The organism is Terrisporobacter mayombei (genome assembly GCF_020748465.1).
GTDB classification, from domain to species: Bacteria; Bacillota; Clostridia; order Peptostreptococcales; family Peptostreptococcaceae; genus Terrisporobacter; species Terrisporobacter mayombei.
Window position 1 is genome coordinate 271581 of record NZ_JAHZMP010000001.1, and the last position, 15951, is coordinate 287531.

Genomic DNA, 15951 nt, shown 5'->3' on the forward strand with positions numbered 1-15951 from the left:
CTTCTAATTTTATACTACTATATATTTGAACATATTTTCCATATTTATACAATATTTTATAGTTTTTTAACGCCTTTATAATATGATGCTGTTATAGATATTTTGTATTACATTAAATAGTTTCGCTATTATTAAATAAAAATTCATTTTTTAGAATGCTTCCATATATAAACTTATTAATATACGATGAATTTTCATATTTCACTTTATTTATAAGTAAGGTAGCATTTCTTTTATCTTTTATATTTTCTGTCTTATTAATAAATAAAATTTTTTCTCCTCCAGAAAATTTAAATAATCCATTTTTATCTAAAATAACACTCTTTAGATGTTTTACTTTTACTTTTTGTGATTCTTTATCATTTATAATCTTTAAAAATTCATCTAGTCTATGAATGTTATCTTCATTAATATTTAATCCTATAGTTTTAATGTCTACTACCCCTATAGTTTTAGTTGTTTTATTATAAACAACAGGCTCTAAATCTTTCCATCCTTTAAGTGGTTTTTCCTTGGAACCATCACCTTCTATTATTACTATATCGAAGTAAGGTGTTATTTTATCTAACACTTCAAAGCTTAAACCTTTTATCTTAGATTTATTTGATTCTACGTTATTTACTATTTTATTCCCTATTACATATACTCCATTATTGCTTTTTTCTATTAGATTATTATAATCATTATTTTTCATTTCACTTAGCATAATCATCTTGTCATAAAACTTTTCACTGGGAACATATATATTTGTTGTTGTTGTAAGTAACACCTTATAATCTTTTCTAAGTAAAGAGGAAGCAGAGAACATCAAAGATGTTTTTCCCCCTGCTCCCACAATAGTTATTATATCTTTATTTTTTATATCAAAAGTGTCAATTAAGTTCATTACTTTTCCATCATGGCCATAAATACTTTTTCTGGTGTCATAGGTAAAGTATTTAAATTTATTCCTATACCATTGTAAATTGCATTTTCTATGGCTGGACATGGTGTATTTACAACAACTTCACCTACAGATTTTGCTCCAAATGGTCCCGTTGGCTCGTAACTTTCTTCAAAGTCTACTATTATATTACCAACATCTTTTCTAGTTGGTATTTTGTATTGCATAAATGTATTAGATGCTAATTCACCTTTACTTGTATAAACAACATCTTCATATAATGCCATACCTATACCTTGAGCTATTCCACCTTCTACTTGTATTTTTGCTAAGTTTTTATTAATTACTGTTCCGCAGTCAACTACCGCCACATAGTCTATTATATCAACTTTTCCAGTTTCTTTATCTATTTCTGTTTCCACAAATCCTGCTATAAATGGTGGTGGTGAAACTGGACTTCCATGAGTAGCATATCCTATTAGTTGGTCTTTATTAGGTCCAACAGTTACGTCTACTGCCAAATCAAATACTGATATTGATTTATCTCCATCTAATGACTTTACACAGCTTCCGTCAAACTCTACATCTTCTTTATTAAGTCCTAATCTTTCTGCTCCAAGGTTTACTATCTTATTTTTCAGTTCTATTGCAGCTTTTACTACAGCCATACCTGTAACATAAGTAGTACTTGATGCATAAGAACCTGGATCATATGGCGAAGAGTCTGTATCTGCTGAGTTTACTACTATTTTGTCCATTGTAGTTTCTAAAATTTCTGCACACATTTGAGCAAGTATAGTGTCACTACCTGTACCCATATCTGTTGAACCAGTAAGTAGTGTATAGTTACCATCATCATTTAATTTTATTTCTATAGATGCAGTGTCTATTCCAGCTATTCCAGAACCCTGCATAGTAAGGGCCATTCCCACACTTCTTACTTTTTTAGGGGATATTTCTCTAGAAGGATATTTTTCATCCCATTTTATAAGCTCTTTACCTTTTTTAATACATCTATCTAAGGCAACACTATTTAAATGCTTATCGTAAGCTGGAGATACTTCTCCTTCTTTTATTATGTTTTTAAATCTTACATCTACTGGATCCATATTTAATTTAGTTGCTAACTTATTTATAGTTGCTTCAACTGCAAAACATCCTTGAGTAGCTCCATATCCTCTAAATGCTCCTGATGGTGTTTTATTAGTATATACTACATTTCCTTTAAATCTAGCAGCTTTTAACTTTCCATACATAGGCATAGTTTTTTCTCCAACTAGTCCAAATGTAGTAGAAGCATGTTCTCCATATGCTCCTGTATCTGATAGAGCATCTATATCTATAACTTTTATTGTTCCATCTTTATCTGCCCCAACTTTTACATTTAGTTTCATGGCATGTCTAGATGTTGTACATGTAAAAGTTTCTTTTCTATCGTATATTATTTTAGCTGGTTTTCCTGTTTTCAAAGTAACAAGTGCAGAGAATATTTCCACGCATGCCGTTTGCTTTCCACCAAAACCACCACCAATTCTTGGTTTTATAACTCTTACTTTGCTTGATGGCATATCTAAAGCTCTTGCTACATGTCTTCTTACATGGAAAGGTATTTGTGTAGAACTTACTACAACCAATCTTCCCATATGATCTAAGTAGTTGTAAGCTCTATAAGTTTCCATCATCCCATGAGATTGTGCTTGTGTATAATATGTGTCTTCAACAACTATATCACATTTTGATAATTCTTCTTCTACATTACCTTTTTCATATAAATGTTTAGATACTATATTTCTCTCTCTTTCCATTCCTATATCGAAGTTACAATGTAAATCTTCTGTATGTACTATACTTTCATTGTCTATAGCTTTTTCCATATCCGTTACTGGAGTTAATACATTGTACTTAACTTTTATCATCTTCATAGCTTTTATGGCAGTTTTTTCGTCCTTTGCTGCTATTATAGCTACTTCATCTCCCACATATCTTACTGTTTTATCTAGTATTAATCTGTCATAAGGAGATGGTTCTGGAAATGATTGTCCAGCTAATGTGAATTTATTTTGTGGCACATCTTTATATGTTAAAACGCATTCAACTCCTGGTACCATCATGGCTCTTTTTATATCTATTTCTTCTATAACTGCATAAGGATGTGGACTTCTCAGTATTTTAACTACTAAGGCTTCCTTAGCTGCTAAATCATCTGTGTATACTGGCTTACCAGTAGCTATTGACATTCCATCTATTTTTGCTATGCCTTTACCTACTATTTTCATATTACTTTACCCCCATATATGTCTTTATTGCTCTAAGTTGCCCCATATATCCTGTACATCTACATAGATTTCCAGTTAAATAATGTTTTATTTCTTCTTCACTTGGATTTTCTAGCTCTCTTTTCATAGCTATTACAGTTATTATAAATCCTGGTGAACAGAATCCACATTGCTCTGCACCTTCCTTAACAAGTATCTCTGCAAATTCACTTGCTTCTTCTTGTAAGCCTTCTATTGTTGTAATATTTTTATTATTAGCTCTGACAGATAATGTGGAACATGATAAAGTTGGTCTTTTATCTATCCATACACTACATAGCCCGCAACATCCAGTGTCACAACCTCTTTTTACACTTAGATTTCCTACTCTTCTTAGTGTATCTACTAAATATTCGTCAGCTTCCACATCTATATCAATTTTTTTTCCATTTACATTCATTGTGATTAACATGATGATACCTCCATTAAAGCGTTTTTAACTAGTGATTTACATATAGCTTTTCTGTATTCCTTGCTAGCTCTCATATTTGAACCAAATACTAATTCTTCGGCAGCTATTTCACTTGCCTTCATTATATTTTCTTCATTTAATTCATTCTGTGATAAAAATTCACTTGCTTTAACTGCTATAGTTGCTCTTTGAGGTCTAGCACCTACACATATTTTCAAGTTATCATTTTCTTTAGATACAGCCATATTTAATATAGGGTAATCACTCCTTGAATTTCTCATACATTTATATATAGCATTTGCATTGTTTTTCTTTATATATAATTTAACTAGTATATCCTTTTCATATTTTTTATTTAGGAATTCTTCTAATAATATTCTTCCACCATTATATAACTCTACTTCTGTTTGTAGCGCCAGTAAACCTACTATTAAGTCAGAGAAACCATATCTAGAGAATACACTTCCTCCAACAGTTACTACATTTCTAAATTGAACACCTATTATATCTCTAACTGACTTTGGTAAAACTCCATCAAAGTATTTATTTAATATAGGGCTAACTTCTAAATCTCTTAGTGTAGTCGTAGCTCCTATTTCTATATAATCTGAACTTTCTTCTATAATGTTTAAGTTTAAGGCAGATAAATCTATCCCCGCGCCTATTCTTTTTTTCCCCATTCTAAGGAAAGCACTACCTCCTATAACTATGTTGTTTTTTCTTTTTGTAAGTATCTCATAAGCTTCTTCAAGTGACTGAGGTTGCACTAATTCCATTAGTGTAAACATAATTCTTCCTCCCATAAAATATATTTTGTCATCATAATTTTAACCTTGTATATTATATCATAACTAACTAGATTCTTCTAAACATTTTATCATTTTTTTTAAATAATGTTCGTATTTATGAATATTTCATTATCATATAAAAAAAGACATATAAGAATTTCTTATATATCTTTTTTATATTTATGCAGTAAGTGCATTTTCTTCGCACATTTCTTCCTTAGGTAAAACCATGTTAAGTATTACTGCTAATATGGCAGGTAATACAGTTTTTGATTCTCCAAATATTAATTGTATAGACTCTGGAAAAGCATCAAAGAATCCTGGAACATAAGCAACTCCAAGGCCTAATCCTAATGATACAGCAATTATCATTGCATTTCTTTCAGTTAGTTTATCAGTAGTTATAAGTCTTATCCCACTTACTACTATCATAGAGAACATTACTATAGAAGCGCCTCCAAGTACACTCGCTGGCATTAAAGATATAAGTGCTCCTACTTTTGGGAATATACCCGATATTATTAATATGAAAGCTCCTGTTGCGACAACAAATCGATTAACTATTTTTGTCATAGCTACTATACCAACATTTTGACCAAAAGACGTATTTGGCAATACATTAAATATAGCTCCTATGAAACTTCCTATACCATCTGCTAAAACTGCTCCAACTATTTCTTTTTCACTAGCCTCACGACCAAGACCAGAGTTCGCTATGGCTGTTGTATCTCCTATAGTTTCTACTGTTGAAACCATATATACAAATATCATAGCTATTATAGCATCCATATGGAATGAAAATCCTAATTGAAATGGCATTGGTATAGATATAAACGCAGCCTGAGATAAAGATGAGAAATCTATTTTACCCATAGGTATAGCTACTAAGTATCCAACTATTAATCCGATAAGTACTGATGATATACTAAGCATTCCTTTAGTATATTGTTTAAAAAATATAACTGTTATAAGTACGATTGTTCCTAAAAATAAATTTGATAGTGAAGCAAAGTCAGCTGCCCCTACACCACCTGCAAAATAATTAACTCCAGTTGGTAAAAGTGCGATTCCCATAGTTAAAACAACTATTCCTGTAACTACTGGTGGGAAATATTTTCTTATACGTTTTAATACTAATCCACCCACTAATATCTGAAATAATGCCCCTACTAAACAAGCTCCTAGTATTCCTTCTATTCCATATTTAACACCTATTGCTGTAGCAGCAGGTACAAAACCAAAACTAGTTCCCATGACTATAGGAAGCTTTGCTCCTATTGGCCCAAGTGGATAACATTGCATTAATGTTACTATACCAGATACAAACATGGCACATTGTATTAGTGATGCTTTTGTAGCATCATCCAGGTTTAGAACATTTGAGATTATTATAAGTGGTGTAACATTTCCTACAAACATTGCCAATATATGTTGTAAACCTAATGGTATTGCTTCCGTTAGTTTAGGTCTTCCGTCTAGCTGATAAATTACTCTTTTGTTCATAAAATTCTCCCTTTATCAAAACCAAATTGTTTATTTGTATATTATTGTTCGTCTTTCCATTTTTAATTATATATGTTCCTCCATTTTTTTACAAGTTTTTTTACGAACATTTTTTTATTTTTTTTATTTTTTATGCGATGTTTGTTCTTTTATTTTATATTACATAATAAAAAACCACCTCATATAGAGGTGATTTTAAATAAATACGTATATTTAAAAATATATAATTATTATTAAAACAATAATAATCTAATATATTATTCTTCTTGCCGTAACATATCCCTTAACGTAATATGATGTTGACAAACTTTCGTATTTTACTGATTTTCCTGGACTTGGTGAGTGAATAAATTTACCATTACCAACATACATGCCCACATGTTTAATAGAATTTGTTCCACTATTAAAAAATACCAAGTCACCTGCTTTTAAATTACTTTTACTTACATGTTTTCCATTTTTAGCTTGATCTCTCGATGTTCTATTTAGATATATTCCTGCTTTTTTATAAGCATAATATGTAAGCCCTGAACAGTCAAAAGAATTAGGCCCTGCAGCACCATAAACATATGGTTTACCTACTTGCGCTTTAACTGTAGATAGTACTTTATCAAGTTTGGAATTACTTGACGGCTTATCAGAAGAAGATGTTGATTTATAACTTACTTTTATATCACTTGAATCTCCAGCGTATACCTTTAAGTACTTTGTAGATACATACCCTGTAGACGAGCTAGATAATTTTACCTTAGACCATCCATTACTATATGATGATATTACACCAACAACACTATTCTTTTTAATTGTTTTTTTAACACTATGTTTAGCAGAAGCACCTGATCTTACATTCAGTGCTGATGCTGTAACCTTACCTACTTTTCTTATTGAATCTGATGTAGTTGTTGATCCTGAAATCTTAGTATATTCATCAGTAATATATCTTGTTTTTCCTTTGTATTCAACCTTATACCATCCATTGCTACATCTTGATATGTATTTAAGCTTTGTTCCTTTACTTACTGTACCTACTATAGAATACTTTGTTCCAGCTCCACTTCTTATATTAACTCTGCTTGCTGTAACTTGCACAGTTTTAGAAGTCGAAGTTGAAGTAGAACCACTTTTTACTTTTGAGTATTTATTACTTACATATCTAGTACTTCCTTTATATTTAACCTTATACCATCCATTGCTGCATGTTGATATATATTCAAGTTTTGTTCCTTTTCTCACTGTGCCAGCTATAGAATATTTTGTGCTAGATCCTGTTCTAACATTAAGAGCATCACATGTAACTTCTACAACCTTGCTACTCCTAACTTCACTAGCTTCCACATTTTCGTTGATAGCTATTGTTGGCATAATACTTGTAGCTAACACACCTACAGCCATTCCTTTTGAAATAGTTTTTGCATTTTTGTTAAAAATCATATTCCACACATCACCTCATTTTGTAACTTATTTGTAATTTTTGTAACCCTTTTGTAACCATTTTAGCATAACCACCACAAAAATTTCTATATTTTTACAAAATAAATAACAAATTAACAAAATAATAACCCCCTATATTTATATAGGAGGCTATTGTAGTTTAGTATTTAAAGGCTCTCTTCAATTTATACACTATATATATCTGAAAATTCTATGTCGCACCTTTCTACATGTTTAAATTTTCTATCAAAATCATAATCTTTATTATTTTCTTCTTTCAACTTAATAGGAATATTAAATGTAAACTTTGATCCTTCATTGACTTTACTTGTTACATTTATTTTTCCTCCATGCATTTCTACCAAGTTTTTCACTAGTGATAATCCTATACCACTACCTTCACACATCCTATTAAACGAACCATCAACTTGTCCAAATCTATCGAATATAATATCCAATTTATCATCTGGAATACCTGTACCAGTATCTTTTACTGAAATAATTACGTCCTTTTCTGTAGCATTAATATCTACCTCTATATATCCATTCTCTGGTGTATATTTTATAGCATTTGATAAAAGATTTAACATAATTCTTTCTATTTTATCTGGATCGCAACAAGTAATTAACTCTTCAACATTTGTATCAAATATAAGATTTATTTTGTTATCTTTTGTATAATCTGCCACTGAAACAGTTATATCTTCAATCACATTTATAATGTTTTGATTAGATGATCTTAGTTCATACACTCCTGTATCCATCTTGCTTATATCTATTAAATTATTTACTAATCTTAACAATCTATAAGAATTTTGTTTTATATAATTAAGATGTTTTTTTAAATTTTCTATATCTAGATTATTTTGTTCAATATTTTTATTAATAAGTTGCATAGTACCTATTAAAATATTTATTGGTGTTCTAAATTCATGAGACATATTCGAAAAGAATTCATTCTTTACAATTTCCAACTGAACTGCTTCTTCTAAGTTTCTTTTTTCTCTTTCTATTTCTAGGTTTTTTGTAATATCTCTTGCCGCTGTCACATATACTCCTTGATTAGATATGTACATGCTACTCCATTCAAGATGAACATAGTGCCCATTCTTATGTCTAAATCTAATAATATGTCTAGTTATGTCACCATCATTGTCTCTAGAATTGTTCATCCTAAAATTTTCTGCTTCTTTAGGATGAACAATATAATCTATCGGCATCGATAATAATTCTTCTTCTTTCCACCCCAAAACTTTATACCAGTTTGGGCTTACTCTCTTAAAATATCCATCTTTGCCTACCATAGATACTAAGTCTGCGGAAACTTTTAAATACTGCTCTAACTCTATTTCAGTATATTTGCGCATTTTATTTTCCGCAAACACTTGATTTGAGAGTCTAATATTTTTTATTATCATGGCTATTTTGTTACATATATGCTTCATATACTCGTCACTGTTATATTTAGGTGAATTTCCACTAATATAACTTAAAGTTATAATCCCGATAAATTCATTGCTTAGTTCTATTCTATAATTTGCAGCATAATCCAATCCTTCAATACATATTTGATTGTAGATTGGTAAATTGCTTATTTGGCCCTTTGAATACATAGTATTAAAGTGACTTTTATATTTTTCTGAGTATATATTATCTATTCTACATGGTATAAATTTTATATTCTTAAGATGTTTATTCGCATTCTTTAGTTTTATAAAAGGTATTAAACCTTCTTTACCGTTATCATACATTAATATAGACAGCCCATCTGCCTGTGTACAATCAAGAATGCACTCTCCTATATTACTTAGTATTTTATTTAAATCTGCATTATGGTGTTTAATATCATTATAATCACTATTAGTCATTGTTCTATTAAAATTTTTATACACCTCTTCTGATACTGCTTTTGCCAAACTAATATTTTCTGCTATAGCTACTATATATTTAAATCTATTATTTTTATCATAAAGTGGGCATTTGTAGCTTTTATACCAATGAACATTTTCATTAACTACTAATTTTTGATTAAATATTTTAGGACTTTTATTGTTCAATACCTCTCTATTATTTACTTCAATTTCTTTACAAATCTCGTCTTTAAAATAATAACTATTATAGCTTCCTATTATATCTTCTCTTGTCAAATTAAATATATCGTTAAATGATTTGTTTGCATATAAATACTTACCATCTTCATTTGTAATAAATGCCGCAATTTTAATATTATCTAAAAGGTCTTCAAGCATCTCCATTGTATATGATTTTGAATCTACTTCTTTACCTATTATAAAAATACTTTTCTCATTATTAAAATATTCTATGATAATGTTGGAATTTATTTTGACTAATTCATTGGATTTTGTATAAAAATCTAATGTTATATTCATTTCTTCTAACTCTATAAGTCTATCCTTAACATTATTTTCTTTACTTTTAGTAACTTCTAGAATATTTAAGTCAAGTATATCTCCTATATTGTAATTTAAACGTTTTAACAAACTTTCATTGCAAAAAATTATTTTCCCAGTACAACTTAACACAATAATATAATCACTAATTTTATTGTATATTGATAACATTTCCAATCCCCTCTTACCCAATTAATAATATTTTTATATGTATTTTTACTACATATTTTACCACATTTTTACTTCTAGTATCATTTATTTAATTATACTCTATATAATCTCTATATTAGTAACTTGTTATTATAAAAGTAAAAATCCATGTTTTAACAGATAGTATAAATGAATTATTAAATTATATTATTAGTCTAAAAAATAGTTTTTCATAAAAAGAAATAGAGAGCCATTATTTAATAACTCTCTATCTCTTTTACTATTAAATTTTTTATAATTAAGCTTGTTTTCCAAAGTGTCTTTCTAATAATCCTAAGAATGCTTTACCATGTCTAGCTTCATCTTTACACATTTCATGAACTGTATCATGTATAGCATCTAATCCTAATTCTTTAGCTCTCTTAGCTATTTTTAACTTTCCTTCAGTAGCTCCGTATTCTGCTTCAACTCTAGCTTCTAAGTTTTTCTTAGTATCAGCAACAACTACTTCACCTAATAGCTCAGCGAATTTAGCAGCATGTTCTGCTTCTTCGAAAGCTATTCTTTTATAAGCTTCTGCAACTTCTGGATGTCCTTCTCTATCAGCTTGTCTTGACATAGCTAAGTACATTCCTACTTCTGTACATTCTCCAACAAAGTTAGCTCTTAATCCTTCAACTATTTCTTCGTCAACGCCTTGAGCTACACCTATTCTATGTTCATCAGCCCAGTTCATTTCACCTTTCATTTCTTCAAACTTTTCAGCTCCTACTTTACATACTGGACATACTTCTGGAGCAGTTTCTCCTTCATGTATATAACCACATACTGTACAAACAAATTTTTTCATTTTCTATTTCCTCCATTTTTTATTTATATTCTCTTACTTTTAGTAGTCAATTTTAAATGTTAATACTTACTTATGTTTTTATATATACCCGCCACCTTTTGCCTTAAACAAAATTTAAAAATTTTATTTAAAAATTATTTTCGCAATGGCATTATGTTTAGCAATTAATCCATTCATTTTTCATAAAAAAAGTCATTGGAGTTATTTTCCCAATGACTTTTTTATATAATTCATACTTTCTAGTATTGATTTTTGCTATTTTTTAAATCTAGAATTTTACCTGAACATTTTCTCTTTCTTCATGATTTTCCAATTCAAAGAAAGATTCTTCCTCAAATTTAAACAAACTTGCAATTATACAACTTGGCACACTTTGTACAGTTTTATTAAGATTTTTCACTGTTCCATTGTAATATCTTCTTGATTTTTCAATTTCTGACTCTATGTTTTGTAATTCTTTTTGTAAGTTTATAAACTGACTGTCAGCTTTTAAATCAGGATAGTTTTCTGAAATCATTAATAATCTACTTAATGCATTTGATAATTCTCCTTCATATTTTAACTTATCTTCTGGAGAGCTTGAAATAGCATTTCCTCTTGCCTGTATAACATTTTGCAAAGTTTCCTTTTCATGAGCCGCATATCCTTTTACTGTTTCTACTAAATTGGGTATAAGGTCGTATCTTTTCTTCAAAAATACATCAATTGTAGAAAAACCTTCTCTAACATTCATTCTAAGTGATACAAGTTTATTGTATGTTGAAACACCCCATATTACAACAACACCTGCTACTACTAAAATAATAATTCCTGTCATCGTCACACCTCCATTTATTTAATTCTACCAGCTTGAGCCTCCGCCACCTCCAGAGCCTCCACCACTAAATCCGCCACCTCCGAATCCTCCTCCTGAGCTACCAGAGGAAGTATCTATAGTGTGACTTGCTGTAGATTCTACTTTATTTAAATCATTTACAAACATATTTAATGCCATATAGTTATTTAATGGATAATAAGTGTCATAGTAAGATGGTTGCTCCATAGAAATATCTTTAAATTTATTCGTCCATTTTTTAGTTACTCCAAGAACCTGCGCATAAGGAAGTGTATTATAAAAATACTCTGGGTCCTCCTCTAACAGAGCTTCTAACCTTTCTTTTTCCGCTACTTCCATAAAGTTTCTAAATCCTACTATCTGGCCTAGCAACTCTTTTCCATAATCACTTCTTTTAGGAACACAACTACTTAAGATATTTCCAATTAAAGATACTAATATACTAACTATTATTATAGATCCATCTAAGTCAGTGAATAAAAATGGTAATATTATCATAATTAAATAAATAAAACTAATAACTATTACACCAATAACTTTGTTATTTTTCTTAATTAATCCATGTCTTTTCTTTAATAATTGATAAAAAACTAAGTAAAATCCAAGATGTAAAACTAATAATAATATACTAAACATAACATAGCCTACTATGGAGCCATGGTCTACCTCTCTAGCTACCATCATACATGATATTACAGGTATTGAAGATATTATGCTTAATAAAAATCCTGATTTTTTAGAAGCACTATCTCTCAATTTTTTTTCATATTTAAATTCTTCTCTCACACCTTTTGCTGCCTTACTTACTTCTTCTCCAAAATAAGTTTTTAATTTTTCATCAGTTACTTTTTTACCATTTCCATATCTAAATAAACTATTAAATAATTTTTTTTCATAAGGTTTATGATTACTACCTATCTCTTTTAATTTTTCAATGGTAAACTTATTCTTTTCCTTCATAATGATTTTTATATATCCTTCACTTGCCCAATAGAACAATATAGATGTAACTTGTGAATTACTAATATTTTCATTGAAAGTATATCCAACTTCTGCACTATTCATAGATCTAGGTGGATAAAATTGAACCACTGGTGTTACTGGATTTTTATCTTTAAATCTAAAAAATAAAAACACAATTATAAGTAAAATTACAGGCGAACCAAATCTCACAATGTTTGCAGATATGGGTAAAGGTCTTACAAATAAATTTTGATCTATATCAAGACTTAGTTTTACATCTTCCCCCGCATATATAGTATTTTTGTTTGTAAATATTACATTGTTATCATTTTTTTGTAAATTAAATCTATCAGTTCCAAAATTAGCCCCCTTTTCATTAAAATTCACTGTTGCATCATCTATAAAAAATGGTGAGTTAACATTTACTTTCAGATTTTCTAATTTTCCGTCTAAAGTTGTACCTACTATTTTAAAGACAATATTATCACTAAGCCTAGGCTCTATAGTGTAGGATACTTTAAAATCACATTCATCTTTATTACTATCTAAAGTAATAATTCCATCTTTTTCATTATATGATACACTTTTATCATTTACACTCATATCTAATAAATAAAAATTTTCACCTTTTATAATGTCAAACAAGTCAATCATAAGATTATCTTCGCCTGTATAATTCTTATTTATTTTTATTTTGAAATCACGCTGTATTTCATATTTTTTATCATCTGTTATATTAATGTCTATAAACTGATTTTCGATTGTATACGGATATTGTTTTATTGGTGCATTTTTGAAAGCACCTTCATTCAACATGGCATTTACTGTAATTGCATTGTAGGGTTGTATAGTTTTTATTGAATTTACATAAATTTTATTATTTTCCACCTTATATTGTACATTCTTTGAATTTTTATTACCATATTCACCATCGGTAACATTTATTTTCTCCAAATTCGCTTCATTAGGATAGGTTATTGTTGACGTAAAGTTTTCAATATTTGTGTCCCATTGATCTCCTAGAACGTTAAAATAAATATAATCACCTTCTGGTCTTTCTTCGTTGTAATTTTCTATGGTGTATGTAATTTTATAAGTTTTATCACCGCTTAAAGTTTCATCTTCATCACCTATTCTTATCTTCATGTCAAAAGAATCTTCTATCTCATATGGCGCTCCATCTACAGATACGTCTTTTATAGTATAATCTTCTAATCGTGTAGATGTAGGTATACTCCTAATAATTCCATGGCGTTCTTCATTAAAATATACATCTATAGTTTCTGTTATCTTAAACTCTCTTTTGTCATTTACATCCACATTTACGTCCATATTTTTAATATAGTAACCATCATCTTCTGCATATGCTTTAAATGCAAATATATTTATGGATATTACCATAAGCATTAAAAATAATACTATTTTTTTAAATCTTTCCACTCATTCCCTCTCCTTTTTATCCCTTACTAAATATAGCAACATAGATTAATCATTTCAAAAAAAGGTTTTCAACCTATGCATTAATTATATATATCAGAGAATTCTATTTTACATTTCTCTATACTTGAATTATTTTTTTCAAAGGAAGAAACATTTTTTACTTCATCATTAATCTTTAAATTTTTAGGCAGGGCAAAAGTAAAAGTAGATCCTTCGTTTTCTACACTATCAACTTTTATATTTCCTCCATGAAGTTTTATTATTGATTGAACGAGATATAACCCTATCCCACTACTCTCATATCTTCTTTTGCAATCTGCATTTACTTGTCCAAATCTATCAAAAATAATTTCTAATTTATCTTTTGGTATACCTCGTCCATTGTCTTTTACGCTTACAAAAACAAATTCTTTGTCATCACTTATATTTACAAGTATTCTGCTATTTTCATTTAATGAATATTTAATAGCATTAGATAATAAATTTAACACTACTCTTTCTATGGCATCTGGGTCACAAGCCATTTCAATTTCCTCAAATTCTGTATCAAATATTATTTCTATACCTTTATTTTTTGCATGTTCTACCACGGATAAACATATATCCTCTACTATACTAACTATATTGTTTTTACTCAAACAAATATTATAATATCCAATATCCATTTTGCTAATATCAGTTAGGTTGTTTACCAACTTTAAAAGTCTATAAGAATTTTGTTTTATGTTTTTTAAATATCTCTGTAAATCATCATTTGACACTTCATCATAATTTTCAGAACACTTTTCCATAACTTGCATTGTACCTAGAATAATATTTAAAGGTGTCTTAAACTCATGAGACATATTTGTAAAGAAATCACTTTTCATAGCTTCTAATTCTATTCTTTCTTCAAGATTCTTTTGTCTTTCTTCCTCAACTATTTTTTCTGTAATATCTTTACCTGTAACAAAATATCCACTTATCTTTTCTGAATACTCTATATTCCAATGAATCCACTTATAAGTGCCATTTTTACATAAGTATCTTGTTTTGATTTCAGTTTTTCTATTTTTTTTATCATCTATACTTGATAGATATTTGTTTATATCTCTTAACTCTTTTAAATCTTCAAAATATATATAATCATATATACCTGTATTTAATAATTCTTCTTTGGTCCAGCCTAGTATTTTAGTCCAACTGGAGCTTAAATTTATTATTTTTTGATTTTCATTATATATGCAAACTAAATCTGTTGATTTTTCTAAATATTCATCAAGCTCATTTTCTATTATTGTTCTTCTTTGATTTTCTAAAATTACTTCTTTATTTAATAACCAACTTCTTAAAATTATTGAGATTAATTTACAAACACCATTCATATAATCATAAGGCATGCTGTTATATACTGTTTCTCCCTTGTGTATAATATTTAGACTTCCAATAAACTCATTATCTACAGAAAGCTTGTACATACTAATAATGTTGTTTTCAAAAGATTTTTCAAGTTCATGATGTTTGTGCTTATTTCTATTTATTAAGTTTTCAATTCTATCTCTATGATATAATTCTGTACCTTCCTGTTTTACAATTTCTAATTCTTTTGTATCCATATTAATTTTAGTAAATATTTTAGTATATTTTATATCGTCTCCCAATTCTATAAATGGAATTAAAGCTCTTTCTTTTTTATTGAAAATATATATGGATATTCCGTTTGCTTCTGTATTTTCTAATATGTCTTTACATATATGACTAATCGTTTCCTTTACACATTCATCAGATTTTAATGTACTCACATCATTTAAATTTCTATATATATTCATTTCCTCCATAATATTCCTCCAAAATAGATAATCTTAAAATTTCCCTTTAATACTAATTATAGATTTAAAATACTTTAATATCTACGACCTTTTTTAAATTTCTTAAAAAACTCGTTAAATATAAAATTTATATATTATATATGAATTAATAATTTTAAAAGA

Annotated in this window: 11 protein-coding genes; all 11 read right to left on the bottom strand. The window is 28.6% G+C overall.

Annotation, left to right across the window (positions count from 1 at the left end; all coding sequences use genetic code 11):
• Positions 1-112 precede the first annotated feature (112 nt).
• Positions 113-886: a selenium cofactor biosynthesis protein YqeC gene (gene yqeC, locus K0039_RS01375; protein ID WP_228103271.1), complete on the bottom strand. Its 774-nt coding sequence runs from the start codon at positions 884-886 to the stop codon at positions 113-115.
• Positions 886-3159 (bottom strand): xanthine dehydrogenase family protein molybdopterin-binding subunit, encoded by a 2274-nt coding sequence (locus K0039_RS01380; RefSeq protein WP_228103272.1) that lies wholly within the window; start codon positions 3157-3159, stop codon positions 886-888. The genes yqeC and K0039_RS01380 overlap by 1 nt, the downstream gene beginning before the upstream one ends.
• Before the next feature lies 1 nt (position 3160).
• Complete coding sequence (locus K0039_RS01385) at positions 3161-3610, bottom strand: (2Fe-2S)-binding protein (RefSeq protein ID WP_228103273.1); 450 nt, start codon at positions 3608-3610, stop codon at positions 3161-3163.
• Positions 3604-4398: an FAD binding domain-containing protein gene (locus tag K0039_RS01390; protein ID WP_228103274.1), complete on the bottom strand. Its 795-nt coding sequence runs from the start codon at positions 4396-4398 to the stop codon at positions 3604-3606. The genes K0039_RS01385 and K0039_RS01390 overlap by 7 nt, the downstream gene beginning before the upstream one ends.
• A gap of 180 nt (positions 4399-4578) precedes the next feature.
• A complete protein-coding gene (locus K0039_RS01395; protein ID WP_228103275.1) occupies positions 4579-5901 on the bottom strand; it encodes a uracil-xanthine permease family protein in 1323 nt (440 codons plus the stop codon).
• Between the two features lie 249 nt (positions 5902-6150).
• On the bottom strand, positions 6151-7332 hold the full coding sequence (locus tag K0039_RS01400; protein WP_228103276.1) for a C40 family peptidase: 1182 nt from the start codon (positions 7330-7332) through the stop codon (positions 6151-6153).
• Positions 7333-7517: 185 nt separating this feature from the next.
• Positions 7518-9914 carry a PAS domain-containing sensor histidine kinase gene (locus K0039_RS01405; RefSeq protein WP_228103277.1) on the bottom strand — a complete coding sequence of 799 codons (2397 nt, stop codon included), beginning with the start codon at positions 9912-9914 and terminating at the stop codon, positions 7518-7520.
• Positions 9915-10191: 277 nt separating this feature from the next.
• Positions 10192-10743 (bottom strand): NADH peroxidase, encoded by a 552-nt coding sequence (locus K0039_RS01410; protein ID WP_228103278.1) that lies wholly within the window; start codon positions 10741-10743, stop codon positions 10192-10194.
• A gap of 268 nt (positions 10744-11011) precedes the next feature.
• Complete coding sequence (locus K0039_RS01415; RefSeq protein ID WP_228103279.1) at positions 11012-11560, bottom strand: LemA family protein; 549 nt, start codon at positions 11558-11560, stop codon at positions 11012-11014.
• 24 nt (positions 11561-11584) lie between these two features.
• On the bottom strand, positions 11585-13981 hold the full coding sequence (locus tag K0039_RS01420) for a DUF2207 family protein (protein WP_228103280.1): 2397 nt from the start codon (positions 13979-13981) through the stop codon (positions 11585-11587).
• Positions 13982-14061: 80 nt separating this feature from the next.
• Positions 14062-15798 carry a PAS domain-containing sensor histidine kinase gene (locus tag K0039_RS01425; protein ID WP_228103281.1) on the bottom strand — a complete coding sequence of 579 codons (1737 nt, stop codon included), beginning with the start codon at positions 15796-15798 and terminating at the stop codon, positions 14062-14064.
• Positions 15799-15951 lie beyond the last annotated feature (153 nt).

What these genes read in the sequence shown, in the direction of transcription:
- yqeC (WP_228103271.1), bottom strand. Translation starts at nt 886, where the DNA reads ATGAACTTAATTGACACTTTTGATATAAAAAATAAAGATATAATAACT.
- K0039_RS01380 (WP_228103272.1), bottom strand. Translation starts at nt 3,159, where the DNA reads ATGAAAATAGTAGGTAAAGGCATAGCAAAAATAGATGGAATGTCAATA.
- K0039_RS01385 (WP_228103273.1), bottom strand. Translation starts at nt 3,610, where the DNA reads ATGTTAATCACAATGAATGTAAATGGAAAAAAAATTGATATAGATGTG.
- K0039_RS01390 (WP_228103274.1), bottom strand. Translation starts at nt 4,398, where the DNA reads ATGTTTACACTAATGGAATTAGTGCAACCTCAGTCACTTGAAGAAGCT.
- K0039_RS01395 (WP_228103275.1), bottom strand. Translation starts at nt 5,901, where the DNA reads ATGAACAAAAGAGTAATTTATCAGCTAGACGGAAGACCTAAACTAACG.
- K0039_RS01400 (WP_228103276.1), bottom strand. Translation starts at nt 7,332, where the DNA reads ATGATTTTTAACAAAAATGCAAAAACTATTTCAAAAGGAATGGCTGTA.
- K0039_RS01405 (WP_228103277.1), bottom strand. Translation starts at nt 9,914, where the DNA reads ATGTTATCAATATACAATAAAATTAGTGATTATATTATTGTGTTAAGT.
- K0039_RS01410 (WP_228103278.1), bottom strand. Translation starts at nt 10,743, where the DNA reads ATGAAAAAATTTGTTTGTACAGTATGTGGTTATATACATGAAGGAGAA.
- K0039_RS01415 (WP_228103279.1), bottom strand. Translation starts at nt 11,560, where the DNA reads ATGACAGGAATTATTATTTTAGTAGTAGCAGGTGTTGTTGTAATATGG.
- K0039_RS01425 (WP_228103281.1), bottom strand. Translation starts at nt 15,798, where the DNA reads ATGGAGGAAATGAATATATATAGAAATTTAAATGATGTGAGTACATTA.